Source organism: Streptomyces sp. NPDC036813, from assembly GCF_055609245.1.
In genome coordinates this window covers 464,056-488,851 of the sequence record NZ_JBVJPV010000004.1, presented here as the reverse complement: position 1 = coordinate 488,851, position 24,796 = coordinate 464,056, and the positions used below count along the sequence as shown (strand labels likewise).

At 74.7% G+C, this 24,796-nt stretch carries 19 protein-coding genes and 1 riboswitch; of the genes, 15 read left to right on the top strand and 4 right to left on the bottom strand.

The window, feature by feature from the left end; translation table 11 throughout:
- Window positions 1–98 precede the first annotated feature (98 nt).
- The 3 genes from ACZ67Q_RS12190 to ACZ67Q_RS12180 form a co-directional block, all read right to left on the bottom strand.
- Window positions 99–1,406, bottom strand: a complete 1,308-nt coding sequence (locus tag ACZ67Q_RS12190) for a hypothetical protein (protein ID WP_471179966.1) — start codon at window positions 1,404–1,406, stop codon at window positions 99–101.
- Between the two features lie 1,272 nt (window positions 1,407–2,678).
- The gene (locus ACZ67Q_RS12185) at window positions 2,679–3,812 is read right to left on the bottom strand and encodes an alpha/beta hydrolase (RefSeq protein ID WP_471179964.1); all 1,134 of its coding nucleotides are present in this window, start codon (window positions 3,810–3,812) and stop codon (window positions 2,679–2,681) included.
- Window positions 3,813–3,904: 92 nt separating this feature from the next.
- The gene (locus ACZ67Q_RS12180) at window positions 3,905–4,666 is read right to left on the bottom strand and encodes a class II aldolase/adducin family protein (protein ID WP_471179961.1); all 762 of its coding nucleotides are present in this window, start codon (window positions 4,664–4,666) and stop codon (window positions 3,905–3,907) included.
- A 228-nt stretch (window positions 4,667–4,894) separates the two neighbouring features.
- On the opposite strand from ACZ67Q_RS12180, the gene ACZ67Q_RS12175 reads away from it, so the two are divergent.
- From ACZ67Q_RS12175 to cobI, 9 genes are all read left to right on the top strand, one after another.
- Window positions 4,895–6,154, top strand: a complete 1,260-nt coding sequence (locus ACZ67Q_RS12175; RefSeq protein WP_471179959.1) for an inorganic phosphate transporter — start codon at window positions 4,895–4,897, stop codon at window positions 6,152–6,154.
- Window positions 6,155–6,188: 34 nt separating this feature from the next.
- The gene (locus tag ACZ67Q_RS12170; RefSeq protein ID WP_361636471.1) at window positions 6,189–6,410 is read left to right on the top strand and encodes a hypothetical protein; all 222 of its coding nucleotides are present in this window, start codon (window positions 6,189–6,191) and stop codon (window positions 6,408–6,410) included.
- Window positions 6,411–6,534: 124 nt separating this feature from the next.
- Window positions 6,535–6,676, top strand: a riboswitch (cobalamin riboswitch).
- Window positions 6,677–6,785: 109 nt separating this feature from the next.
- Window positions 6,786–7,727, top strand: coding sequence for a cobalamin biosynthesis protein (locus tag ACZ67Q_RS12165; RefSeq protein WP_471179956.1), 942 nt, complete (start codon window positions 6,786–6,788; stop codon window positions 7,725–7,727).
- Window positions 7,724–9,232: a cobyric acid synthase gene (locus tag ACZ67Q_RS12160; RefSeq protein ID WP_471179954.1), complete on the top strand. Its 1,509-nt coding sequence runs from the start codon at window positions 7,724–7,726 to the stop codon at window positions 9,230–9,232. The genes ACZ67Q_RS12165 and ACZ67Q_RS12160 overlap by 4 nt, the downstream gene beginning before the upstream one ends.
- Entirely contained in the window at window positions 9,229–12,882 is a 3,654-nt protein-coding gene (gene cobN / locus ACZ67Q_RS12155) for a cobaltochelatase subunit CobN (protein ID WP_471179952.1), read from the top strand. Before ACZ67Q_RS12160 ends, cobN begins: the two co-directional genes overlap by 4 nt.
- Window positions 12,879–14,891 carry a putative cobaltochelatase gene (locus tag ACZ67Q_RS12150; protein ID WP_471179949.1) on the top strand — a complete coding sequence of 671 codons (2,013 nt, stop codon included), beginning with the start codon at window positions 12,879–12,881 and terminating at the stop codon, window positions 14,889–14,891. The genes cobN and ACZ67Q_RS12150 overlap by 4 nt, the downstream gene beginning before the upstream one ends.
- On the top strand, window positions 14,891–15,490 hold the full coding sequence (gene cobO / locus ACZ67Q_RS12145; RefSeq protein WP_471179946.1) for a cob(I)yrinic acid a,c-diamide adenosyltransferase: 600 nt from the start codon (window positions 14,891–14,893) through the stop codon (window positions 15,488–15,490). The genes ACZ67Q_RS12150 and cobO overlap by 1 nt, the downstream gene beginning before the upstream one ends.
- Window positions 15,490–16,833 (top strand): cobyrinate a,c-diamide synthase, encoded by a 1,344-nt coding sequence (locus ACZ67Q_RS12140; protein WP_471179944.1) that lies wholly within the window; start codon window positions 15,490–15,492, stop codon window positions 16,831–16,833. The genes cobO and ACZ67Q_RS12140 overlap by 1 nt, the downstream gene beginning before the upstream one ends.
- Window positions 16,830–17,561, top strand: a complete 732-nt coding sequence (gene cobI / locus ACZ67Q_RS12135; RefSeq protein ID WP_471179941.1) for a precorrin-2 C(20)-methyltransferase — start codon at window positions 16,830–16,832, stop codon at window positions 17,559–17,561. The genes ACZ67Q_RS12140 and cobI overlap by 4 nt, the downstream gene beginning before the upstream one ends.
- 23 nt (window positions 17,562–17,584) lie before the next feature.
- Here the strand turns inward: cobI and ACZ67Q_RS12130 are convergent, their stop codons facing one another.
- A complete protein-coding gene (locus ACZ67Q_RS12130) occupies window positions 17,585–18,313 on the bottom strand; it encodes a ZIP family metal transporter (protein ID WP_471179938.1) in 729 nt (242 codons plus the stop codon).
- A 113-nt stretch (window positions 18,314–18,426) separates the two neighbouring features.
- Here ACZ67Q_RS12130 and cobM point away from each other — a divergent pair, with 113 nt between their 5' ends.
- Genes cobM through cobC form a run of 6 tightly spaced genes read left to right on the top strand, consistent with a single transcriptional unit; the run spans window position 18,427 to window position 24,702 of the window.
- Window positions 18,427–19,245 carry a precorrin-4 C(11)-methyltransferase gene (cobM, locus tag ACZ67Q_RS12125; protein WP_471179936.1) on the top strand — a complete coding sequence of 273 codons (819 nt, stop codon included), beginning with the start codon at window positions 18,427–18,429 and terminating at the stop codon, window positions 19,243–19,245.
- Window positions 19,242–20,477: a precorrin-6y C5,15-methyltransferase (decarboxylating) subunit CbiE gene (cbiE, locus tag ACZ67Q_RS12120; RefSeq protein WP_471179934.1), complete on the top strand. Its 1,236-nt coding sequence runs from the start codon at window positions 19,242–19,244 to the stop codon at window positions 20,475–20,477. The genes cobM and cbiE overlap by 4 nt, the downstream gene beginning before the upstream one ends.
- Window positions 20,474–22,174 (top strand): precorrin-3B C(17)-methyltransferase, encoded by a 1,701-nt coding sequence (cobJ, locus tag ACZ67Q_RS12115; protein WP_471179931.1) that lies wholly within the window; start codon window positions 20,474–20,476, stop codon window positions 22,172–22,174. The genes cbiE and cobJ overlap by 4 nt, the downstream gene beginning before the upstream one ends.
- The gene (locus ACZ67Q_RS12110) at window positions 22,171–22,764 is read left to right on the top strand and encodes a precorrin-8X methylmutase (RefSeq protein WP_471179929.1); all 594 of its coding nucleotides are present in this window, start codon (window positions 22,171–22,173) and stop codon (window positions 22,762–22,764) included. Before cobJ ends, ACZ67Q_RS12110 begins: the two co-directional genes overlap by 4 nt.
- Window positions 22,761–23,669, top strand: a complete 909-nt coding sequence (locus ACZ67Q_RS12105; protein ID WP_471179927.1) for a sirohydrochlorin chelatase — start codon at window positions 22,761–22,763, stop codon at window positions 23,667–23,669. Before ACZ67Q_RS12110 ends, ACZ67Q_RS12105 begins: the two co-directional genes overlap by 4 nt.
- Complete coding sequence (gene cobC / locus ACZ67Q_RS12100) at window positions 23,659–24,702, top strand: Rv2231c family pyridoxal phosphate-dependent protein CobC (RefSeq protein WP_471179920.1); 1,044 nt, start codon at window positions 23,659–23,661, stop codon at window positions 24,700–24,702. Before ACZ67Q_RS12105 ends, cobC begins: the two co-directional genes overlap by 11 nt.
- The last annotated feature ends 94 nt before the right edge of the window (window positions 24,703–24,796 follow it).

The following is a 24,796-nucleotide window of genomic DNA, read 5'->3' as shown; positions in this document are numbered from 1 at the left end:
GCCCCCGGGTCGGGGCCCGGTGGTGGAGACGACGCACGGTGGGGGCGGGGCCGTGGTGGGGGCGTACGTCCGTTGCGGTTCGTGCGCCCCCGGTGCGGTCAGCTGCCCCCGGTGTGCACCTGGAAGGCCGCGCGGCGCACGGCCTTGGCCAGGGCCGGGTCGGGGTGGGCGGCGGCCAGGGCGACCAGGACCTGCACGGTGCGCGGGTGGCCGACGGCGCGGACCTCGTCGAGCAGGGCCGGCACCGTGGGCTGCAGGGCCGACTCCAGGTGCCGGACCAGCATCGGGGCCTCGCCGTGGTCGGCGACGGCGGCGGCCGTGTCGACCCACAGCCAGGTGGCCTCCTCGCGGGTGAGCACCTCGTGGGCGTCCTCGGGGTCCACACCGTCGTGCTCGGCCAGCCACAGCAGTGCGTACGGCCGCAGCGTCGGCTCCTCGACCACGGCGCGGACGTCGGGCTCGGCGGGAGCCCCGACGACGCGCAGCGCCTCGAAGGCCAGGCCGCGCAGCAGGGCGTCGTCGCCGCGGGCGGCGGCGAGCAGCTCGCCGACGGCGTTGCCGACGGGGCGGGCGGCGAGCCAGGCGCGGTACTCGGCGCGGGCGGCGTTCGGCCGCAGCTGGGCGCAGCCGCGCAGCATGTCCTCGGCCGCCTGCTCGATGTTGCCCGCGGGGCTCTGCGCGGCGACGCAGATCTGCTCCAGCTTGACCCAGACCGCCCAGCTGCCGAGCGGGGTGAGCGTGGCCTGCCCGTCGCCGTAGGTGAGGGCGCCGACCGCGGCGAGGGCGCGCAGCGCCCAGTCGAGCAGCGGTGCGAGCTCGGCCTCGGCGACCGGTACGGCGGCGTCGGCGGACGCGGCGGCACCCGCGGCCGCGGCGGACGCGCCGATGCGCGGCACCTCCGGCGCGCCCGAGGTGGGGGCGTAGGGGACCTCGCAGCGCTCGGTGCGCAGTTCGGTGACCCGCTGGCGGAGCAGGTCGAGGAGCTGTTCCACGGGGACGGGGCCGGCGGAGAGCTGGAGGAAGGAGAGGACCTGCGGCATGGCCGAAACGACCTCGGCGACGGCCGCGGGCTCGAGGTCCCCGGGTTCGGGGTGGGCGAGCGACCAGGCGTCGAACAGGGCGACCCAGCCCCGCAGGACGGCGCTGTCGTCGCGGTCCCAGGCGCGCAGCCGCCAGCCGGGGCGGGCGCTGTCGCCGTGGACCTCGACGAGGCCGGCGAGGCGGGCGATGTCCCAGTCGGCCCGGACCTGGTCCACGGTCAGGCCCAGTTCGTGTGCGGCACGTTCGGCGGTCGTGTCGGAGAGGGTGGCCTTGCCGTCGGCGGTGGCGCCGGCCCGGCCGGGGCCGAGCGCGGCGTCGGCCCAGCGGGCGACGCGGGCGGCGGCGGCCAGGCCGGAACGAGCCATTCCGGCCAGCTCCGCGGGCGCCGGGGTGCCCTCGGGCGGGCGGGGCGCCCGACGGCGCGGGCGCCGCTGGTTCACGGCTCTGGGGGCGGCGGCCAGGGGTCGGGGTCGGACGAGTCGAAGCCTGGAGTCGCGCGGGATACGGGACGTCACGGGTGCAGTCTTCCGGTTGACGGTCCGAAAACCCAAACGGAATGCCACGGCGGGCGACGGGGCGGCACGACGGACCCGCTCAGGACAGCGAAAGCAGACGTGATCAGGCCAGTCGTACGCCCTTGAACGGACCCCTGAAACGGAACAGGCCCGACCGCCCCGCGACCGGAGCGACACCGTGAGGCGCGTCCCCGCGGCACCGCTCGACCCCGACGACCCACCCGTCCCGGCGTCCCGGCGTCCCGGCGTCCCGGCGACCCACCGTCCCGGCGCCGGCAACGACGGCACGGCGCGCCTGCTCCGGCAACCCCGCCGCGGCCCCCTTCGGCGCGGCGGCCCGCACGACGCCTGCGAGTCGAACGCCGGGGCGGGTACCGCCCTCCCGACGACGCCCACCCAGGCGGCGCACCGCTCCGACGCCGGTGGCCGACCGCCTGTGCGGCGCCGGTGCGGCGGCGGACCCGCTGCCGTGCGGCGACTCCGTCGACCGGAAGGCCGTAGGCGGTGCCGCCTGGGGGCTTCGCACCGAGGCTGTCGGCGGCGGCGCACGAACGTGGCACCGGGGGCGTCCGGCGGAGACCCGGCCGACAGGGCCGGAGGACTCTCGGCAGCGCCGGGCCGGCAGTCGGCGGCGTCCGGCGGAGGCCCGGCCGACAGGCCCGGAGGGTTGTCCGCAGCACCGGGCCGGCCGTCGGTGGCGTCCGGCGGCCCGGCCGGCAGTCCCTGCGGAGCGCGGCGGCGTGCACCGCGCCCGCGCCTCGTCCGGTCGCGTCAGCGCCGCACCGCCCCCACGCCCGTGGCCGCCCGCCTCGGCCTCGCCGGGGAGCCGGCTGACCCGCTCGCACAGTGCCCGGTCCGGCGGTCGGCCGGGTCCCTGCGTGCGCGCCTCCGTCGACCGCAAGACCGTCGGCCGCGACGCCCGGGCAGCGTCGACCGAGGCTGACGATGGCGGCACCCGGGCGGCCCTGCGGCGGCCTCCGGCGGCGGGCCCTGCGCAGCAGGGCAGCGTCCGGCGGCGGGCCCTGCGCAGCGCGGTGGCGGGTGCAGCGCGACTGCGCGGCGTAGGGCCCGCCGTCGGACGCCGCTCTGCGACGGTGCGCGTTCAGTTTCTGCGGGGTGGGGTCACATCAGGGGGGTCAGGAAGCGGCGGAGGGCTTCCTCGTAGGAGTCCGGGTCGGCGTTCCACATCGCTCCGTGCGGGGCCTGGGCCACCGTGTGCAAGGCGACGAGGTCGGGGCGGCGGGCGGCGAAGCGGCGGGAGAAGCGCCAGGGGGCCACCGTGTCGCCGGGGCCGTGGACGATCAGCGTGGGCACCGCGAGGCCGTCGGCGTCCGCCGCGATGGTGCCGTCGGCGGGGCCGTCCTGCAGCCCGGTCCGGCCCTGCGCCGCGCGCACCGCGAGCGGCAGCAGCGCGCCCGGCGTACGCCGGGCCACGGCGAGAGCGCGCAGCGTGGTCGGCCAGCTGAGCACCGGTGAGTCGAGGACCAGCCCGGAGACGTGCTCCCGCATCCCGGAGAGCTGAGCCGCGCGCAGCGCCATGGTGGCGCCGGTGGACCAGCCGTAGAGGACGACCCGGCGGGCGCCGTAGCGGACGGCGTAGCGGATCGCGGCGTCCACGTCGCGCCACTCGGTCTCGCCGAAGTGGTTCAGGCCGTCCGGGGGACGGGGCGCGCCCAGGTCGCCGCGGTAGGCGAGGGCCAGCACCGGGAAGCGCTGCCGGTTCAGCATGCCCATGACGTTCATGGGCAGCTCGCGGGTGGTGCCGAGGCCGTGCACGGCGATCACCCAGGTGTCCCGGGCGGCGGGTACGAACCAGGCGGGCAGGGACCCGAGCTCCCCGGGCACGTCGACGTCGGCAACTTCCAGACCGAGGGCGGCCTGAGGGTCGCCGACGTGGAGGTTCGCGGTGAGCCACACCTTGTCGCCCGGTTCCAGCGTGCCGTGCGTGACGCGCTCCAGGCGGCGTACGACGGTGTCGGCGGTGTGCTCGGCGGAGTCCAGGACCTGGCCGACGACCGCGTGGCTGCCGTCGCCGGCGAGTCCGTAGGTGCCGGGGCGCAGGGCGGCCAGATCGCGGGTGAGCGCGATCCGGCCGGCGGCCGTGGCGTGGACGGTGAGCCGGGGCTCGGTCGGCAGCGGCCGGCCCGGGGGCGCCTTGAGCGCGGCGTCGCTGGCGAGTCGGCCGGCGACCACGGCTGCGGCCCCGGCACCCATCACGGCGGTGACGGCAGCGGCCGTCGCTTTGACAGTGCGCACGGGAACCAGTTTCCCGGCGTGCTCCGTCCCAAGCCACCGGAAGCGACATGCGGGGTGATCACTCCCACCGCACGGCGCTCACCCGGCCCCCCTCACCCCCGCTGCCCATAACCCCGCAGCCGCTCCCCCACCTCCGCCAGCTGCTCCTCGGTCAGCAGGTTCGGGGCGAGGCCGGGCACCGAGGACGCCGTGAGCCACAGGCGGCACATCCACTCCAGTTGGGCGGTGCGGTCGTAGGCCTGGTCGAGCGTGGCGCCGTAGGTGATCGTGCCGTGGTTCTGCAGGAGGCAGCCCGTGCGGCCGGTCAGGGCCCGCAGCATGTTCTCGGCCAGCTGCTGCGTGCCGTAGGTGGCGTAAGGGGCGACCCGGACCGGGCCGCCGAGGGCCGCGGCCATGTAGTGGACGAGCGGGAGCTGCGGCACGAGAGTCGAGACCGCCGTGGCGTGGACGGCGTGCGTGTGCACGACGGCCCGGGCGTCCGTCGTGCGGTAGACGGCGAGGTGCATCGGCAGCTCGCTGGTCGGCACCAGGGTGCCGCGCAGGTGCCGGCCGTCGAGGTCGACCGCCGTCAGGTCCTGTGGGCGCAGCCGGTCGTAGGCCACGCCCGACGGAGTGACCAGGACCAGGTCACCGACGCGTACCGAGACATTGCCCGACGTCCCGACCACCAGCCCGTCCGCGACGGTCCGGCGCGCCGTGGCGACCAGTTCCTCCCAGGCGCGGGCCTCCCGCTCACCGGCCTCCCGCTCGCGGGTCTCTCCCGCGCGGCTCTCCTCCGCGCGGGCCTCCCCCTCGCCGTCCGTCCCCTCGCCGGCCACCCGTCCGTCCTGCCGCTCCCGCCGCTGCTCCGTCATGCCGCGATCCTGCCAGTCCCGGGTGACCGAAATCTCTTTCCCGGTGCCCGCGAACGGCCCAAAGACCCTGTGCCGGGCCCCCGGCCCGTGTGCCGCCCGGGCCGGCACGGCGGAACGGAGCAGCGCCCCCCTCTTTCCGACATCGGGACGCCCGGCTCAGTTCACCTTCCGTTCACTCAGGTTGCCTACGTTCAACCCGCCAATGACTTCGAACGAATGCCTGGGTAAATGGAAAGCTTCTCGCTGATCCTCGCGATCGTGGTGGTAACCGCGCTTGCGTTCGATTTCACGAACGGTTTCCACGACACCGCCAACGCGATGGCCACCACCATCTCGACCGGCGCGCTGCGGCCCAAGATCGCCGTGGCCATGTCCGCCGCCCTCAACCTCGTGGGCGCCTTCCTCTCCGTGGAGGTCGCCAACACGATCTCCAAGGGTCTCGTCGACGAGAGCGGCATCCGTCCCGAGGTCATCTTCGCCGCCCTGGTCGGCGCGATCCTCTGGAACCTGCTGACCTGGCTCGTGGGCCTGCCCTCCAGCTCCTCCCACGCCCTCATGGGCGGTCTGATCGGCGCCACCGTCGCCTCCGCCGGCTTCGGCGCGGTCCACGGCGACGTCCTCGTCACCAAGGTGCTGCTGCCCGCGGTCGCCGCCCCGGTCGTCGCCGGCGTCGCCGCGATGGTCGCGACGCGTCTGTCGTACACGCTCGGCAAGAAGGCCGACGGCAAGGCGGCCGAGAAGGGCTTCCGGGCCGGCCAGATCGCCTCCGCGGGCCTGGTCTCCCTCGCCCACGGCACCAACGACGCGCAGAAGACGATGGGCATCATCACCCTCGCCCTGGTCGCCGGCGGCGCCATCGCGCCCGACTCCGACCCGCCCACGTGGGTGATCCTCTCCGCCGGCCTGGCCATCGCGCTCGGCACCTACATCGGCGGCTGGCGCATCATCCGCACCATGGGCAAGGGCCTGACGGACATGCAGCCGCAGCAGGGCTTCGCCGCCCAGACCAGCGCGGCCACCGCCATCCTGGCCTCCTCCCACCTCGGCTTCTCGCTGTCCACCACGCACGTCGTCTCCGGCTCCGTGATGGGCGCGGGCCTGGGCCGCAAGGGCGGTGTGGTGCGCTGGTCGACCGCGACCCGCATGTTCATCGCCTGGGGCCTGACCCTGCCGGCCGCCGCGCTGGTCGGCGCGCTCGCCGAGTACGTCACCGGCTTCGGCGCCTGGGGCACCGCGGCTGTCGCCGTCTTCCTTGTGGCCGCCAGCTTCGGCATCTGGAAGATCTCCCGCCGCGAGGTCGTCGACCACACCAACGTCAACGCCGTGGAGGAGGAGCCGGCCGGCGTGGTCACCACCGCGATCGCCGCCGTGACCCCGCCCCCGGCCGCCGGCCCCGCCGTCACGGACGGCCTGACGGCCACCATCCCGGCCCCCGCCGCCGCGACGGCGGAGCAGCCGGCCACCGCGAACCCGGCCCCGGCCGTCTGACCGCCGCTCCCGGGTACGAAGGAAGAGAAGCAGCATGAAGATCGACTGGTCGGCCCTCGGCTCCGTCTTCGGTGTCAGCCTCGTGGTCACCGTGGGTCTGGTGGCCCTGTTCACCCTCGGCATCATGGGCCTGTCCCGCCGCGAGCGGGCTCAGGCCCAGGGCGGCTCGGCCGCCCTCGCGGTCACCGGCGCGTACGCCTGCTTCGCGGCGTGCGCGGCGGCGGTGGCGTACGGCATCAGCCTGATCGTCGCCTGACCGGCTTCACCACACAGGACGCGGGGTGCCCGAGCGGCACCCCGCGTTCCGCTGTGACCTGGCAGGTCGCCTCCGTGTGGGCCTGCCCACACTCCTCCGCCCCAGGTCAAGGGCAAGTTGACGGCCCTCGAACAGCCGTGGTGGACTGCCGGAGCCAAGTTGCGGCGGCAGGAGAGGAAGCCGGTGGAAGTCCGGCGCGGTCCCGCCACTGTCACCGGGGTTGAACGACCCCGGGAGCCAGGAACTCTCACCGCCGATCTCCTTCGAACCAGGGCGCGGACACCCTGAGTGAGGACATGACGCCATGTGCGGCTGCCGGTTGAGGACCAGGCCCATCAGCGACGCCCAGCCCGACCCCACGGCGGGCTGAGCCCCGTGCGAGCCGAGCGCGTCTTCGCGTACGGCGCCGCCGCCGGCCTCCTCGGCGACCTCATCCTCGGTGATCCGCGCCGCGGGCACCCGGTCGCCGTGTTCGGACGGGCCGCGGGCGCCGTCGAGCGCACCCTGTGGCGCGACCACCGCGGCTGGGGCGCCCTGCACACCGCCGTCTGCGCCGGCGGCGCCGTCGCCCTCGGGGCCGTCGCCGCCCGCTCCGTACGCCGCTCCCCCGCCGCCTCCGTCGCCCTGACCGCCGCCGCCACCTGGTCCGTGGTCGGGGGGACTTCGCTCGCGCGCGAGGCCCGCGCCATCGGGCGCGCACTGGAAGCCGGGGATGTCGAGGCGGCGCGGGCCCGGCTGCCCCATCTGTGCGGCCGGGACCCGCAGGCGCTGGACGCCGACGGGATCGCCCGGGCCGTGGTCGAGTCGGTCGCCGAGAACACCTCCGACGCCGTCGTGGGCGCCCTGGTGTGGGGCGCCGTGGGCGGGGTGGCCGGGCTGCTCGGGTTCCGGGCGGTCAACACCCTGGACGCGATGGTCGGTCACAAGTCACCGCGGCTGCGGCGCTTCGGCTGGGCCTCCGCCCGCCTCGACGACGTGGCCGGCTGGCCGGGGGCCCGGCTGACCGCCGTCCTCACCGTGCTCACCGGCCCGGACCGGCGCGGTGCCGTGCGGGCCTGGCGGACGGACGCGGCGAAGCACCCGAGCCCCAACGCGGGCCCTGTGGAGGCCTCCTTCGCGGGCGCGCTCGGCGTGCGGCTGGGCGGCACCCTGTCGTACGGCGGACGGGTGGAGCACCGGCCCGTGCTGAACACGCGGGGCCGCGCCGTCACCACCCCCGACATCCGCCGGGCGGTACGGCTGTCCCGGCGCGTGAGCTGGCTTGCGCTCGGCGTGTGCGCGGGCGCACGCCTCATCGGGAAAGGGCGTGATCGATGAACGGCGGTCTCCTCGTCGCCGGCACCACCTCCGACGCCGGAAAAAGCGTCGTGACCGCAGGGATCTGCCGGTGGCTGGTGCGGCAGGGCGTGAAGGTGGCGCCCTTCAAGGCGCAGAACATGTCCCTCAACTCTTTCGTCACCCGCGAGGGCGCCGAGATCGGGCGGGCGCAGGCCATGCAGGCCCAGGCCTGCCGGATCGAGCCGACCGCGCTGATGAACCCGGTGCTGCTCAAGCCCGGTGGCGAGCAGAGCAGCCAGGTGGTGCTGCTGGGCAAGCCGGTGGGTGAGCTGAGCGCCCGCGGCTACCACGGCGGACGCCAGCAGCAGCTGCTCGGCACGGTCCTGGAGTGCCTGGCCGAGTTGCGGGGCACGTATGACGCGGTGATCTGCGAGGGGGCGGGCTCGCCGGCCGAGATCAATCTGCGCCGGACCGACATCGTGAACATGGGCATCGCGCGGGGTGCGCGGCTGCCCGTGCTCGTCGTCGGCGACATCGACCGCGGGGGTGTCTTCGCGTCCTTCTTCGGCACCGTCGCCCTGCTCTCGCCCGAGGACCAGGAACTGGTCGCCGGGTTCCTGGTGAACAAGTTCCGCGGTGACGTCTCCCTGCTGGAGCCGGGCCTGGACATGCTGCACGGCCTGACCGGGCGGCCCGCCTACGGCGTCCTGCCCTTCCGGCACGGGCTCGGCATCGACGAGGAGGACGGCCTGCGGGTGTCCCTGCGCGGCACCGTCCGCGAGTCGGCCGTCTCCCCGCCCGTCGGCGAGGACGTGCTGCGGGTCGCCGTCTGCGCGATCCCGCTGATGTCCAACTTCACCGACGTGGACGCGCTGGCCGCCGAACCGGGCGTGGTCGTGCGGTTCGTGGACCGTCCGGAGGAGCTGGCCGACGCGGACCTCGTGGTGATCCCGGGCACGCGCGGGACCGTGCGGGCTCTTCAGTGGCTGCGGGAGCGGGGACTTGCCGACGCCCTCGTGCGCAGGACCGCCGAAGGCCGCCCGGTCCTCGGCATCTGCGGCGGCTTCCAGGTGCTCGGCGAGCACATCGAGGACGAGGTCGAGTCGCGTGCGGGACAGGTCGACGGGCTCGGCATCCTGCCCGTGCGGGTGCGGTTCGCCCGCGAGAAGACCCTCACCCGGCCGGTCGGGGAAGCCCTCGGCGAACGGGTCGAGGGGTACGAGATCCACCACGGGGTCGCCTCCGTGACGGGCGGGGAGCCCTTCCTCGACGGCTGCCGCGTCGGCGAGACGTGGGGCACCCACTGGCACGGCTCGCTGGAGTCGGACGGCTTCCGCCGCGCCTTCCTGCGCGAGGTGGCCGCCGCCGCGGGCCGCCGCTTCGTGCCCGCGCCGGACACCTCCTTCGCCGCGCTGCGCGAGGAGCAGCTCGACCGGCTCGGCGACCTCATCGAACAGCACGCGGACACGGACGCGCTGTGGCGGCTCATCGAGTCCGGCGCGCCGCAAGGACTGCCTTTCATTCCACCGGGAGCGCCCGCATGAGCACAGTGTTGTTGTTGTCGACCGCCGACACGGATCTGCTGGCGGCCCGGGCCTCCGGCGCGGACTACCGGATCGGCAACCCCACCCGCGTCGACGTCGCCGCCGAACTGCCGGGCCTGCTCGACGGCGCGGACCTGGCCGTCGTACGGCTGCTGGGCGGCAAACGGGCCTGGGAGGACGGGCTCGCCGCGCTGAAGGCGTCCGGCGTCCCGACGGTGCTGCTGGGCGGCGAGGCCGTCCCCGACGCCGAGCTGATGGCCGAGTCGAGCGTGCCGGCCGGCGTGGTCGCCGAGGCGCTGCGGTACCTGGTCGAGGGCGGCCCCGAGAACCTGCTGGAGCTGTCGCGGTTCCTGTCGGACACCGTGCTGCTGACCGGTGAGGGCTTCGAGGAGCCGCGCAAGATGCCGGAGTACGGTGTCCACGGCTCGTACCCGCTGGAGGACGGGCGTCCGACCGTGGGCGTGCTCTTCTACCGCGCCCACGAACTGAGCGGCAACACCGCCTTCGTCGACACCCTGTGCGAGGCGATCGAGGCGCAGGGCGCCAACGCGCTGCCCGTGTACTGCGGTTCCCTGCGCGGCGCGGACGCCGGGCTGTACGAACTCCTCACGCGGGCCGACGCGCTGGTCGCCACCGTGCTCGCGGCCGGCGGCACGCACGCCTCGCAGGCGTCCGCGGGCGGCGACGAGGAGGCCTGGGACATCGGCGCGCTCGCCGAGCTGAACGTCCCGGTGCTGCAAGGGCTCTGCCTGACCTCGTCGAAGAGCGCCTGGGAGGAGTCGGACGCGGCCCTGTCCCCCATGGACGCGGCGATGCAGGTCGCGATCCCGGAGTTCGACGGCCGGCTGATCACCGTGCCGTTCTCCTTCAAGGAGCAGGGCCCGGACGAGGTCCCGGTCTACGTCGCCGACCCGGAGCGGGCCGCGCGCGTCGCCGGGATCGCCGTGCGGCACGCCCGGCTGAAGCACAAGCCGAACGCCGAGAAGAAGATCGCGCTGGTCTTCACCGCCTACCCGACCAAGCACTCCCGCGTCGGCAACGCCGTCGGCCTGGACACGCCCGCGTCGGCGGTGCGGGTGCTGGACGCGCTCAGGGACGCCGGGTACGCGCTGACCGAGTACCCCTCCGGCGGTGACGAGCTGATCCACCGGCTGATCGAGGCCGGCGGCCACGACGTCGAGTGGCTGACCGAGGAACAGCTGGCCTCCGCGCCCGCGCGGGTGCCGCTGGCGGACTACCGGGCGTGGTTCGACAAGCTGGACCCGGAGCTCAGGAACGCCATGCTTCAGGCGTGGGGCGAGCCGCCGGGCTCCCTGTACGTCGACGGCGACGACATCGTGCTGGCGTCCCTGCAGTTCGGGAACGTCGTCGTGATGATCCAGCCGCCGCGCGGCTTCGGCGAGAACCCGGTCGCGATCTACCACGACCCCGACATGCCGCCGTCCCACCACTACATGGCGGCCTACCGCTGGCTGGACAACAGCTTCGGCGCGGACGCGATCGTGCACATGGGCAAGCACGGCACGATGGAGTGGCTGCCGGGCAAGGGCCTCGGCCTGTCCGGCGGGTGCGCACCCGACGCCGTCCTCGGTGACCTGCCGCTGATCTACCCGTTCATCGTCAACGACCCCGGCGAGGGCACCCAGGCCAAGCGGCGCGGGCACGCCACGGTCGTCGACCACCTCGTACCGCCGATGGCCCGCGCCGACACGTACGGCGACCTGGCGAAGCTGGAGCAGCTGCTCGACGAGTACGCGCTGGTGTCCGACCTGGACCCGGCGAAGGCGCCGGCCGTCCGCGCCCAGATCTGGACGCTGGTGAAGGCGGCCGAGCTGCACCACGACCTGCATGTGGACGAGCAGCCGGACGACGAGACGTTCGACGAGTTCGTCATGCACATCGACGGCTATCTGTGCGAGATCAAGGACGTGCAGATCCGCGACGGTCTGCACATCCTGGGCGGCGGGCCGGTCGCCGAGCCGCGCGTCAACCTGGTGCTGGCCGTGCTGCGCGCCTCGCAGGTGTGGGGCGGGCAGGCGAACGCCCTGCCGGGTCTGCGGGCCTCGCTGGCGGCGCACTTCGGGCTGGCCGAGAAGGAGCTGCTGGGCGAGCCGGGTGCCCCGGTGAAGGTGCCGGTGGAGCTGACGGACCTGGTGGAGGGTCCGGCGCGCACCGCATCCGACGCGATCGACCTGCTGGAGCAGTTGTGCCGGCGGATCGCGGAGGGCATGGAGGAGCGCGGCTGGGACGCCTCGCAGAGCCGTGGTCTCCTCAGGGACGTCCTCGGCGCCGAACTGTCCGACGCGGTCGCCGTGCTGGAGTTCGCGTGCACGGAAGTCGTGCCGCGCCTCGCCCGTACGACCGACGAGATCGGGCACATCCTCAAGGCGCTCGACGGCGGTTACGTCCCCGCGGGGCCGTCCGGCTCGCCGACCCGCGGTCTGGTCAACGTCCTGCCGACCGGCCGGAACTTCTACTCGGTCGACCCCAAGGCGATCCCGTCGCGGCTGAGCTGGGAGGTCGGGCAGTCGCTCGCCGACTCGCTCGTGGCCCGCTATCTCCAGGACACGGGCGAGTACCCGAAGTCGGTCGGCCTCACGGTGTGGGGCACGTCGGCGATGCGCACGCAGGGCGACGACATCGCCGAGATCCTGGCGCTGCTGGGCTGCCGTCCCGTCTGGGACGACGCCTCGCGCCGCGTGACCGGCTTCGAAGTGGTGCCCCTGGAGGAACTGGGCCGGCCGCGCATCGACGTCACGGTCCGTATCTCCGGCTTCTTCCGGGACGCGTTCCCGCACGTCGTGGGACTGATCGACGACGCGGTCCGCACGGTGGCGGAGCTGGACGAGCCCGCCGAGCGCAACTACGTCAAGGCGCACGCCGACGCCGACACCGCCGAGCACGGCGACCGGCGCCGGGCCACGGCCCGCATCTTCGGTTCCAAGCCGGGCGCGTACGGCGCGGGTCTGCTGCCGCTGATCGACGCCCGCAACTGGCGCTCGGACGCCGACCTCGCCGAGGTGTACGCGGTGTGGGGCGGCTACGCCTACGGGCGCGGGCTCGACGGGCGGGCGGCGCGCGGGGACATGGAGACCGCGTTCAAGAGGATCGCGGTCGCCGCGAAGAACGTCGACACCCGTGAGCACGACCTGGTCGACGCCGACGACTACTTCCAGTACCACGGCGGCATGGTCGCCATGGTCCGGCACCTCACCGGCGCCAACCCCGAGGCGTACGTGGGCGATTCGGCCACGCCTGACCAGGTGAAGACCCGCACGCTGGGCGAGGAGACCCACCGCGTCTTCCGCGCGCGGGTGGTCAATCCGCGCTGGATGGCGGCCATGCGCCGGCACGGCTACAAGGGCGCCTTCGAGATGGCGGCGACGGTGGACTACCTGTTCGGCTACGACGCCACGGCGGGCGTGGTCGACGACTGGATGTACGAGAAGCTCAGCGCCGAGTACGTCTTCGACCCGGAGAACCGGGACTTCATGAAGAAGTCCAACCCGTGGGCGCTGCGGGGCATCACGGAACGACTGCTGGAGGCCGCCGAGCGCGGCCTGTGGGCGGAGCCGGACGCGGACACCCTGGAGCGGCTGCGCGCCACCTATCTGGAGCTGGAAGGCGACTTGGAGGGCGACGAGAAGTGACCACCCCCTTTCCCTTCACGGCCGTGGTCGGCCAGGACGACCTGCGGCTCGCGCTGCTGCTGAACGCCGTCTCGCCGGCGGTCGGCGGGGTGCTGGTGCGCGGCGAGAAGGGCACCGCGAAGTCGACCGCCGTGCGCGCGCTGTCGGCGCTGCTGCCGGAGGTCGACGTCGTCGCCGGCTGCCGCTTCTCCTGCGACCCGGTGGCCCCGGACCCGTCCTGCCCCGACGGCCCGCACGAGCCGGGGGCGGGCGTCGCACGGCCCGCCCGCATGGTCGAACTGCCCGTCGGCGCCTCCGAGGACCGGCTCGTCGGCGCGCTCGACATCGAGCGTGCGCTCGCCGAGGGCGTCAAGGCGTTCGAGCCGGGCCTGCTCGCCGACGCGCACCGCGGCATCCTGTACGTCGACGAGGTCAACCTGCTCCACGACCACCTGGTCGACCTGCTGCTCGACGCGGCGGCGATGGGCGCCTCCTACGTGGAGCGCGAGGGCGTCTCCGTGCGCCACGCCTCGAAGTTCCTGCTGGTCGGCACCATGAACCCGGAAGAGGGCGAACTGCGGCCGCAGTTGCTCGACCGGTTCGGGCTGACCGTGGAGGTCGCCGCCTCCCGTGAGCCCGACCAGCGGGTGGAGGTCGTCAAGCGGCGCCTGGCGTACGACGCCGACCCGGCCGCCTTCGCCGAGCGCTGGGCCGAGGAGGAGAGCGCCGTACGGCAGCGGATCACGGCGGCGCGGGCTCTGCTGCCGCAGGTGCGCCTCGGTGACGGGGCGCTGCGGCAGATCGCGGCGACCTGCGCGGCGTTCGAGGTGGACGGCATGCGCGCCGACATCGTCATGGCCCGCACCGCGACCGCGCTGGCCGCGTGGGCCGGGCGGACCGACGTGCTCGCCGAGGACGTGCGGCAGGCGGCGCTGCTGGCGCTGCCGCACCGGCGGCGCCGTAACCCCTTCGACGCCCCCGGCCTCGACGAGGACAAGCTCGACCAGACGTTGGAGGAGTTCTCCGGCGAGTCCCCCGACGACGACCCGGACCCCGATCCCGGCCCCGACGGGCCCGGTGGGGGCGGCGGGCAGCCGTCTCCCGACTCCGGTCCGCAGGGCGGCGACACCGGGGCGCGGCCCGAGGAGGGCGACGGCGGCGAGCCGCAGACGTCCGGCGCGGGCGCGGCCGAGCAGCCGGCGGCACGGGCCTCCGAGCCCTTCCGCACCAAGGTGCTGAGTGTGCCCGGGATCGGCGAGGGCGCGGCCGGGCGGCGTTCGCGGGCGCGCACCGAGCAGGGGCGCACGACCGGGGCGCGCCGGCCGCAGGGCGCGCTGACGAAGCTGCACCTGGCGGCGACCGTGCAGGCGGCCGCCCCGCACCAGCGGGCGCGGGGCCGTTCCGGGCCCGGGCTGGTGATCCGCCGGGACGATCTGCGGCAGGCGGCCCGCGAGGGGCGTGAGGGCAACCTCGTGCTGTTCGTTGTGGACGCCTCCGGGTCGATGGCGGCGCGGCAGCGGATGAGCGCCGTGAAGGGCGCCGTGCTGTCTCTGCTGCTGGACGCCTACCAGCGGCGGGACAAGGTGGGGCTCGTGACCTTCCGGGGGTCGGCCGCGGATGTCGCGCTGCCGCCGACCTCGTCCGTGGACGCGGCCGCCGCGCGCCTCGAGTCGCTGCCGACCGGCGGCCGTACGCCGCTGGCGGCCGGGCTGCTCAAGGCGCACGAGGTGCTGCGGGTGGAGCGGCTGCGGGACCCGGCGCGCCGGCCCCTGGTCGTGGTCGTGACCGACGGCCGTGCGACGGGCGGCCCGGAGCCGGTGGCGCTCGCCGGTCGCGCGGCGCGGCTGTTCGCGGCCGACTCGGTCGCCTCGGTGGTCGTGGACTGCGAGTCGGGGCCGGTGCGGCTCGCTCTCGCCGGGCAGCTCGCCGCCGATCTGGGCGGCACCGCCGTCACGCTCGACGAGCTGCGGGCGGAATCGATCGCCGGGCTGGTCAAGGACGTGCAGGGGACTTCGAGGAGGGCCGCGTAATGCCGCAGGGACAGCCGAGTGTCGTACCGGACGACGGTCTGACGACCCGTCAGCGTCGCAACCGTCCGCTGGTCGTCGTGCACACCGGTATCGGCAAGGGCAAGTCGACGGCCGCCTTCGGGCTGGCGCTGCGAGCGTGGAACCAGGGCTGGCCGATCGGGGTGTTCCAGTTCGTCAAGTCGGCGAAGTGGAAGGTCGGCGAGGAGAACGCGCTGCGCGTCCTCGGCGCCTCCGGCGAGGGCGGCACCGTCGACTGGCACAAGATGGGCGAGGGCTGGTCCTGGGTCCAGCGCGACGCGCAGATGGACAACGAGGAGAAGGCCCGCGAGGGCTGGGAGCAGGTCAAGCGGGACCTGGCCGCCGAGACGTACCAGCTGTACGTGCTGGACGAGTTCGCCTACCCGATGCACTGGGGGTGGGTCGACACCGACGAGGTGATCGACGTGCTGCGCGACCGGCCGGGCACCCAGCATGTGGTGATCACCGGGCGCAACGCGCCCGAGAAGCTCGTGGACTTCGCCGACCTGGTCACCGACATGTCCAAGGTCAAGCATCCGATGGACGCCGGGCAGAAGGGCCAGAGGGGCATCGAGTGGTGATGTCCGTTCCCCGGCTGGTCGTCGCCGCGCCCTCCTCGGGCAGCGGCAAGACCACCGTCGCCACGGGGCTGATGGCCGCGTTCGCCGCGCGGGGGCTCGCCGTGTCCCCGCACAAGGTGGGCCCGGACTACATCGACCCCGGGTATCACGCCCTGGCCACCGGGCGACCGGGCCGCAACCTCGACGCGTACCTGTGCGGGCCGGAGCTGGTCGCTCCGCTGTTCCTGCACGGCTCCTCGGGCTGCGACCTGGCCGTGGTGGAGGGCGTGATGGGGCTGTACGACGGCGCGGCCGGAGAGGGCGAGCTGGCGTCCACCGCGCAGGTCGCGAAGCTGCTGCGGGCGCCGGTCGTGCTGGTCGTCGACGCGTCGTCGCAGTCGCGGTCGGTGGCGGCGCTGGTGCACGGCTTCGCGTCCTGGGACCCCGAGGTGCGGGTCGGGGGCGTGATCCTGAACAAGGTCGGCTCCGAGCGGCACGAGGCGCTGCTGCGGGAGGCCCTGGACGCGGCCGGGGTGCCGGTGCTGGGCGTACTGCGGCGGGCCGATCAGGTGTCGACGCCTTCCCGGCATCTGGGCCTGGTGCCAGTGGCCGAGCGGGGCTCCGCCGCGGTGGAGGCCGTCGCGGCCATGGGGGCGCAGGTCGCCGCAGGGTGTGATCTCCAGGCCCTGCTCGCGTTGGCGCACAGCGCAGGGGCGCTGACGGACGAACCGTGGGAGGCGCCCGTCACCTCCGTGGCGCAGCGCCCCGTGGTCGCTCTCGCCGGTGGGCCCGCGTTCACCTTCTCCTACGCCGAGCACGCCGAGTTGCTGACCGCCGCCGGGGCCGAGGTCGTGACCTTCGATCCGCTGCGGGACGAGCGGTTGCCGGAAGGCACCGCCGGGCTGGTGGTCGGTGGCGGGTTCCCCGAGGTGTACGCCGGTGAGCTGTCCGCCAACGAGCCGTTGCGGAAGGCGATCGCCGAGCTCGCTCTCTCCGGTGCCCCGGTCGCCGCCGAGTGTGCCGGGCTGCTGTATCTGTGCCGGGAGCTGGACGGGCAGCCCATGTGCGGGGTGCTGGACGCCTCCGCGCGGATGACCGAGCGGCTGACGCTCGGCTACCGGGACGCCGTGGCCGTCGGCGACAGTGTGCTCGCGCCGGCCGGGACACGGATGCGGGGGCACGAGTTCCACCGCACGGTCGTCGAACCCGGCGCCGGAGCGGCTCCCGCCTGGGGAGTACGCACTCCCGTCAGGCGGGTCGAAGGTTTCGTACAGGGCGGTGTGCACGCGAGCTACCTGCACACCCACTGGGCGTCCGTGCCCGGTGTCGCCCGTCGGTTCGTGGAGAGGTGCCGGACGTCATGAGCAGCAGGCTGATCGGGGTCGGAGTCGGTCCGGGCGATCCGGAACTGGTGACCGTCAAGGGCGTGAACGCGCTGCGCGCCGCCGATGTCGTCGTCGTCCCCGTGCTGGACACCGGTGAGCGGGGGCGGGCCGAGGCGACCGTGCTGCACTACGTGGAGCAGGAGAAGATCGTCCGGGTCGTGTTCGCGCTGAACGAGCGCACCGACCGGGGGCGCCGGGAGGCGGCCTGGGACGCGGCCGGCGAGCGGGTCGCGGCGCTGCTGCGGGAGCACGGCACGGTGGCGTTCGCGACGATCGGCGACCCCAACGTGTACTCGACGTTCACCTACCTCGCGCAGACGATCGCCGAGCTGGTGCCCGGCACGGTCGTGGAGACGGTGCCCGGCATCACCGCGATGCAGGATCTGGCGGCACGCTCGGGCGCGGTGCTGACCGAGGGCACCGAGCCGTTGACGCTGGTGCCGGTGACGGCCGGTTCGGCGGTGCTGAAGGACGCGCTGAACGGGCCCGGCACGGTCGTGGCGTACAAGTTCGGGCGGCAGGCCGCCGAGGTCGCCGAGGCGCTGCGGGAGACCGGGCGGCTCGCCGACGCGGTGTGGGGTTCGGCGCTGGGCCTGCCGGAGGAGTCGATCCGGCCGGCCGGCGAGCTGGACGGCGCCCCGCTGCCGTATCTGTCGACGCTGATCGCGCCCGCGCGGCGGGACGGCGGCCGGGGCGGCAAGCTGTGAGACCCGCCCCGGGACGCACACCGTCACCCGGTGAAGCCCACCACCAGCCAGATGAACGCCGCGCCGGCGACCGTGCACAGCACGGTGGACCGGGCGGGGTGTTCGTGGTGGGCCTCGGGCAGGATCTCGGCGGCAGCCAGGTAGAGCAGGACACCGCCGAACAGGCCGAGATAGCCGCCGAGGACACCCTTCGGGACGCTGACGTACGCCGACGCGGCCGCTCCGGCGACCGGGGCGACGGCGTCCGCGAACAGCATCGCGTAGGCCTTGCGGCGGGCGTTGCCGTACAGGCTGGTCAGGGTGAAGGTGTTGAAGCCGTCCGCGAAGTCGTGGGCGATGACGGCGAGCGCCACGGCCGTTCCCATGCCGCCGCCGACCTGGAAGGACGCGCCGATCGCCACGCCGTCCATCAGGCTGTGCCCCACCATGGCCGCGGCGGCCGTCAGGCCCACCTCGGGCGCCCGGTGGTTGTGCTCGTCCCCTCCGTGGGAGGCGCGGCGGGCCGCCAGCAGGCGTTCCACCAGATGGGCCAGCAGGAAGCCGGCCACGAACAGCAGCAGGGCGGCGGGGACACCGTGGACCTCCGTGCCGGCCGCCTTCAGGGCCTCCGGCAGCAGGTCCAGGCCGACCACGCCGAGCATCAGCCCGCCCGCCAGGCCCAGCACCAGGTGGCGGCGGTCGGTCACACGCTGTGCCGTCCAGCCGCCGACCAGCGTCATCAGGAACGCGCCGATCGCCACGAAGACCGCCATAGGCCCTTGCTATCCGATTCACCGGCGTGCGCGCACGTCCGACAGCCGCCGCCCCACTGACTCGTACCGACTTTGTTCCGAGATGTGCCACTTGTAGGAGAGGACCGATTCCCATGGCCGATGCCCCCACCGGCAAGGTGACCTTCGTCGGTGCCGGCCCCGGCGCCGCCGATCTGCTGACGTTCCGTGCCGCACGCGCCATCGCCGAGGCCGACGTCGTGATCTGGGCCGCGAGCCTGGTCCAGGCGGAGGTCCTCGAACACGCCCGCGAGGGCGCCGAGATCCTGGACTCGGCCACCATGTCCCTGGAGGACGTGGTCGCCGTGTACCGACGTGCGTTCGACGAGGGACTGAAGGTGGCCCGCATCCACTCCGGCGACCCCGCCCTGTGGGGCGGCACGCAGGAGCAGCTGGACCGCTGCCAGGAGATCGGCATCGCCACCGAGGTCGTACCGGGCGTGTCGTCGTTCTCGGCGGTGGCCGCGCTGGCGCAGCGGGAGCTGACGATCCCCGAGGTGGCGCAGTCGGTGGTGCTGACCCGGCTGGGCGGCGGCAAGACGCCGATGCCGCCCGGCGAGGAGGTCCGCGAGTTCGCCAAGCACGGCACCACCATGGCGGTGTTCCTGTCGGCGGCGCGCAGCGGGCAGCTGGTGCGGGAGCTGCTGGAGGGCGGCTACCCGACGGACACGCCGGTCGTCGTGGCGTACCAGGCGACCTGGCCGGAGGAGCTGATCGTGACGTGCACGATCGGCACGCTGGAGGAGACGGTCAAGGAGCACAAGCTCTGGAAGCACACGCTCTTCCTGGTCGGCCCGGCGCTCGCCGCGCACGGCACCCGCTCGCACCTGTACCACCCGGGTCACTTCCACGGCTTCCGCAAGGCGGACCCCGAGGCCCGCAGGGCGCTGCGCGAGCGGGGTGCGAGCACGTGATCACGGTCGTGGGCGCGGGCACCGGCGAGCCGGTCGGCGCGGACGTCCTCGCGGGTGCGGAGCTGGTCGTGGGCGGCCGGCGGCATCTTGACGCGGTGGCGGTGCCGGAGACGGCCGAGCAGATCGTGCTCGGGCCGCTGGCCCCGGCGCTGGACACGATCGAGGAGTACGTCCGCAAGGAGCGGCGGGTGGTCGTGCTGGCCTCCGGCGACCCCGGGTTCTTCGGGATCGTGCGGGTGCTCACGGACCGGTTCGGCACGGACCGGCTCGAGGTGCGGCCCGGGGTGTCGTCCGTGGCGACGGCGTTCGCACGGCTCGGGCTGCCCTGGGACGACGCCGTCGTCGTCAGCGCCCACGGCCGCGACCTGCGCACAGCTGTCAACGTGTGCCGGGCGCAGCCGAAGGTGGCGGTGCTGACCGGGCCGGGCGCGGGCCCCGCCGAGATCGGCGCCGCGCTGCGGTCGTACGACCGGATCCTCGTCGTGGCCACCGCGCTCGGCTCCCCTCAGGAGCGGCTGGAGCGGGTGACGCCCGCCGAGGCGGCCGCCCGTGACTGGGGTACGGCGGTGAGCGTCGTCGTCAGCCTGGACCAGCGCCGGGCGCTGGGCGCCGTACGGACGCTGGCGGGGCGTGGCGCGGGGCCCGCCGGATGGGCGCTCGCCGAGGACGCGTTCGCGCACCGCGACTCGATGATCACCAAGTTCGAGGTGCGGGCGCTGGCGCTGGCCCGGCTCGGGCCGCGCCCGGGCGATCTGGTGTGGGACGTCGGAGCCGGTTCCGGTTCGGTGGCCGTGGAGTGCGCGCGGCTCGGGGCCGCCGTCACCGCGGTGGAGAAGACCGTGGACGGCGTGCAGCGGATCCGCGCCAACGCGGCCGCGCACGGGGTCGACGTGCACGTGGTGCACGGGGCGGCGCCGACCGTGCTGTCCGATCTGGACGAGCCCGACGCGGTGTTCGTCGGCGGTGGCGGGCGGGAGCTGCCCGCCGTCGTCACGGCGTGCGCGCGGCGCGCCCGGCGCACCGTGGTGGTCGCGCTGGCCGCGCTCGACCGGGTGCCGGCAGCGCGTGCCGCGCTCGCGGACGCCGGGTTCGACGTGGACGGCGTGCTGCTGCAGTCGTCGCGGCTCGCACCGCTGCCCGGGGACGTGACCCGGCTCGCGGCGGCCAATCCCGTTTTCCTGCTGTGGGGCGAGCGGCCCCCGGCATCTGCTGACGAAGGAGTTGCCCAGTGATCGGCCTCATTTCCGCCACCGCGGCGGGGGCGGCGGCGCGGGACCGGCTGGCCGCGGCATGGCCGGAGCGCACCCGCGTGTACGACGGCGCTGTCGCGGACGCCGTGCGCCGCGCGTTCGCGGAGTGCGAGCAGCTGGTGTGCTTCCTGGCGACCGGCGCGGTCGTCCGGCTGGTCGCCCCGCTGCTGGGCGACAAGGCGAGTGACCCGGGCGTGGTCTGCGTCGACGAGGGCGGGCGGTTCGCCGTGCCGGTGCTCGGCGGGCACGGCGGCGGCGCCAACGACCTCGCCGACGAGGTGGCCGAGGTGCTGGGTGCGGTGCCGGTGGTGACGACGGCGACGGACGCCGTCGGGCTGGCCGGCCTGGACACCCTGGGCCTGCCCGTCGAGGGTGCGGTCGCGGCGGTGTCGCGTGCGCTGCTGGACGGGGAGCCGGTCGCGCTGACGGCGGAGGTGGCGTGGCCGCTGCCGCCGCTGCCGGTGGCCGAGGAGGGCGCGTACACGATCCGCGTCACCGACCGTGCGGTCACCGCCGGGGAGCGCGAGGTGCTGCTGCGCCCGCCGACGCTGGTGGTGGGCGTGGGTGCGTCCAAGGGCGCCCCGGTGGACGAGGTGCTGACGCTGGTCGAGGACGCGTTGGCTCAGGCCGGGCTGTCGGTGCGGTCGCTCGCCGAACTGGCCACCGTGGACGCCAAGGCGGACGAGCCGGGCCTCGTCGAGGCCGCCGAACGGCTCGGCGTTCCCCTGGTGACGTATCCCGCCGAGGAGCTGGCGGCGATCGAGGTGCCCAACCCGTCGGACGCGCCGCTCGCCGCCGTCGGCACGCCGTCCGTGGCGGAGGCCGCCGCGCTCGCGCGGGGCGGTGAACTCCTCGTCCCCAAGCGGAAGTCGGAACGTGCGGACGGCTCCCCCGCCATGGCCACCTGCGCCGTCGTACGGCGTCCGGGGCGCGGGCGGCTCGCGGTCGTCGGCCTCGGGCCGGGCGCCCGCGACCTGCTCACCCCGCGCGCCAGGGCCGAACTGCGCCGTGCCTGCGTGCTCGTGGGCCTCGACCAGTACGTCGACCAGATCCGCGACCTGCTGCGCCCCGGCACCCGCATCCTGGAGTCCGGGCTGGGCGCCGAGGAGGAGCGGGCCCGTACGGCCGTCGCCGAGGCCCGGCGCGGCCAGGCGGTCGCGCTCATCGGCAGCGGTGACGCCGGGGTGTACGCGATGGCCTCGCCGGCGCTCGCCGAGGCGTCCGACGACATCGACGTGATCGGCGTGCCCGGCGTGACCGCCGCGCTCGCCGCCGGGGCGATCCTCGGCGCGCCACTGGGCCACGACCATGTGTCCATCTCGCTGTCCGACCTGCACACGCCCTGGGAGGTCATCGAGCGGCGGGTGCGGGCCGCGGCCGAGGCGGACCTCGTGGTGACCTTCTACAACCCCCGCTCCCGGGGCCGCGACTGGCAGCTGCCCAAGGCTCTCGCCATCCTCGCCGAGCACCGTGAGCCGACGACGCCGGTGGGTGTCGTCCGCAACGCCTCGCGGCCGGACGAGTCGAGCCGGGTGACGGCGCTGGGCGACCTCGACCCGGCGACGGTCGACATGATGACGGTCGTGACCGTGGGCAACACCGCGACCCGGAACATCGCGGGACGCATGGTGACCCCGCGCGGCTACCGCTGGCAGACCACCCAGGAGGAGGCCCGGTGAACCGCGTGGTCCACCCCATCGAGGAGGAGTCCTACCGGCGGCTGCGCGCCCGGCTCGACACCTCCCATTTCCCGCCGCTGACCCGGGCCGTGGTGGAGCGGGTCATCCACTCCGCCGCCGACCTCGAGTACGCGAGCGACCTCGTCATGGACGAGGACGACCTGGTCAAGGCGCACGCCGCGCTGCACGCCGGGGCGCCCGTCGTGGTCGACGTCGAGATGGTCGGAGCCGGCATCACCCGCCGGGAGACCGTCTGCCGGCTCAGGGACGGCGTCGCCGGCCCGGGGCTGACCCGTTCCGCGCACGGCATCCGGCTCGCCTACGAGCAGGTCGGGCCCGGTGCCCTCTGGGTGATCGGCAACGCGCCGACCGCGCTGGAGGAGCTGCTGACGCTGGACGCCGCCCCGGCGCTCGTCATCGGCCTGCCCGTCGGCTTCGTCGGGGCCGTCGAGTCCAAGGCCGCGTTGCGCGAGAGCGGGCTGCCCGCCGTGAGCAACGTGTCCGAGAAGGGCGGGTCGGCGGTCGCCTCCGCCGCCCTCAACGCCCTGCTGTACCACCCCCTTTCGTCTTCGTCCGAGGAGAACGCGTGACCACCCCGCCCGCCCTGCTGATCGCCGGCCACGGCACCCGGGACGACGCCGGAGCCGAGGCGTTCCGCGACTTCGTCCGGGAGCTGGGCCGCCGCCACCCCGAGCTGCCCGTCGCGGGCGGCTTCATCGAGCTGTCCCCGCCGCCGCTCGGCGAGGCCGTGGCCGAGCTGGTGGAGCGCGGGGTGCGCCGCTTCGCCGCCGTCCCGCTGATGCTGGTGTCCGCCGGGCACGCCAAGGGCGACATCCCGGCGGCGCTGGCCCGCGAGAAGGAACGGCACCCCGGCATCACGTACACCTACGGCCGCCCGCTGGGCCCGCACCCCTCGCTGCTGAACGTCCTGGAGCGGCGCCTGGAGCAGGTGCTGGACGGCGTCGACCGCTCCGAGGTGACGGTGCTGCTGGTCGGGCGCGGCTCGACCGACCCGGACGCCAACGCCGAGGTCTTCAAGGCGGCCCGTCTGCTGTGGGAGGGGCGAGGATACGGCGCCGTGGAGACGGCGTTCGTGTCGCTCGCGGCGCCGGACGTGCCGAGCGGGCTCGAGCGGTGCGCGAAGCTCGGCGCCCGGCGGATCGTGGTCCTGCCCTACTTCCTGTTCACCGGCATCCTGCCGGACCGGGTGCGCAAGCAGACCGAGGAGTGGGCGGCGGCGCACCCCGGCCTCGACGTGCGGTCGGCGGACGTCATCGGGCCGGAGCCGGAGCTGCTGGACCTCGTGATGGAGCGGTACGCGGAAGCCGTCAAGGGCGACCTGCGCATGAACTGCGACTCGTGCATGTACCGGATCGCGCTGCCCGGCTTCGAGGACAAGGTGGGGCTGCCGCAGCAGCCGCACTTCCACCCGGACGACGACGGACACCACCACCACGGCCACGGCCACGGGCACACGCACTCCCATGCGCACTGACGGACACGATCTGCGCCACCACGGGGACGCCGAGGTGCGCGACGACGGGGCGGCGCTGGTCGACCTCGCGGTGAACGTCCGCGCGGACACCCCGCCGGCCTGGCTGCGGGAGCGGATCGCGCACTCGCTGTCCTCGCTCGCCGCCTACCCGGACGGACGGGACGCGCGGGCGGCGGTGGCGGCGCGGCACGGGCTGCCGGCCGAGCGGGTGCTGCTGACGGCCGGGGCGGCGGAGGCGTTCGTACTTCTGGCGCGGGCGCTGAAGGTGCGCCGGCCGGTCGTCGTGCACCCGCAGTTCACGGAGCCGGAGGCGGCCCTGCGGGACGCCGGGCACACCGTGGACCGGGTGCTGCTGCGCGAGCCGGACGGCTTCCGGCTGGACCCGGCGCTGGTGCCCGAGGACGCGGACCTGGTGGTGGTCGGCAATCCGACCAACCCGACGTCGGTGCTGCACCCGGCCGCCACGATCGCCGCCCTGGCCCGCCCCGGGCGGACGCTCGTGGTGGACGAGGCGTTCATGGACGCCGTGCCGGGTGAGCGGGAGGCGCTGGCCGGGCGCACGGACGTGCCCGGCCTGGTGGTGCTGCGCAGCCTGACCAAGACCTGGGGGCTGGCCGGGCTGCGCATCGGATACGTCCTCGCCTCCCCCGAGGTGATCGCCGATCTGGAGCGGGCCCAGCCGCTGTGGCCGGTGTCCACCCCGGCGCTGGCCGCGGCGCGGGCCTGTGTGGAGCCGGCGGCGCTGGAGGAGGCGGCCCGGGCGGCGGACACGATCGCGGCGGACCGCGCGTATCTCGTCGCCGGGCTGGACCGCCTGGGCGTGCGCGTGATGACCCCGGCCGAGGGCCCCTTCGTGCTGATCCGGCTCCCGGGCGCGGCGGCGGTACGGCACCGGCTGCGCGCCCTCGGGTACGCGGTCCGGCGCGGGGACACGTTCCCGGGGCTGGGCGAGGACTGGCTGCGGCTGGCGGTACGGGACCGGTCGACGACGGACGGCTTCCTGCGGGCGCTGGCGTCGGTGGCGGAGCAGTAGGACCACGAGGTGGGCGCGCTCACCGGCTGCCGACGGTGGCGCCCACCATCCCGGGCGGTGGTGGGCGCCCCTCCCGACGGCCGAAGGTGCGCGC

Coding starts and splice junctions, on each gene's coding strand:
- ACZ67Q_RS12160 (WP_471179954.1), top strand. CDS start 7,724: ATGAACGGCGGTCTCCTCGTCGCCGGCACCACCTCCGACGCCGGAAAA.
- ACZ67Q_RS12190 (WP_471179966.1), bottom strand. CDS start 1,406: ATGGCTCGTTCCGGCCTGGCCGCCGCCGCCCGCGTCGCCCGCTGGGCC.
- ACZ67Q_RS12180 (WP_471179961.1), bottom strand. CDS start 4,666: ATGACGGAGCAGCGGCGGGAGCGGCAGGACGGACGGGTGGCCGGCGAG.
- cobO (WP_471179946.1), top strand. CDS start 14,891: ATGCCGCAGGGACAGCCGAGTGTCGTACCGGACGACGGTCTGACGACC.
- cobC (WP_471179920.1), top strand. CDS start 23,659: ATGCGCACTGACGGACACGATCTGCGCCACCACGGGGACGCCGAGGTG.
- ACZ67Q_RS12170 (WP_361636471.1), top strand. CDS start 6,189: ATGAAGATCGACTGGTCGGCCCTCGGCTCCGTCTTCGGTGTCAGCCTC.
- ACZ67Q_RS12130 (WP_471179938.1), bottom strand. CDS start 18,313: ATGGCGGTCTTCGTGGCGATCGGCGCGTTCCTGATGACGCTGGTCGGC.
- cobM (WP_471179936.1), top strand. CDS start 18,427: ATGGCCGATGCCCCCACCGGCAAGGTGACCTTCGTCGGTGCCGGCCCC.
- cobN (WP_471179952.1), top strand. CDS start 9,229: ATGAGCACAGTGTTGTTGTTGTCGACCGCCGACACGGATCTGCTGGCG.
- cobI (WP_471179941.1), top strand. CDS start 16,830: ATGAGCAGCAGGCTGATCGGGGTCGGAGTCGGTCCGGGCGATCCGGAA.
- ACZ67Q_RS12175 (WP_471179959.1), top strand. CDS start 4,895: ATGGAAAGCTTCTCGCTGATCCTCGCGATCGTGGTGGTAACCGCGCTT.
- ACZ67Q_RS12140 (WP_471179944.1), top strand. CDS start 15,490: ATGTCCGTTCCCCGGCTGGTCGTCGCCGCGCCCTCCTCGGGCAGCGGC.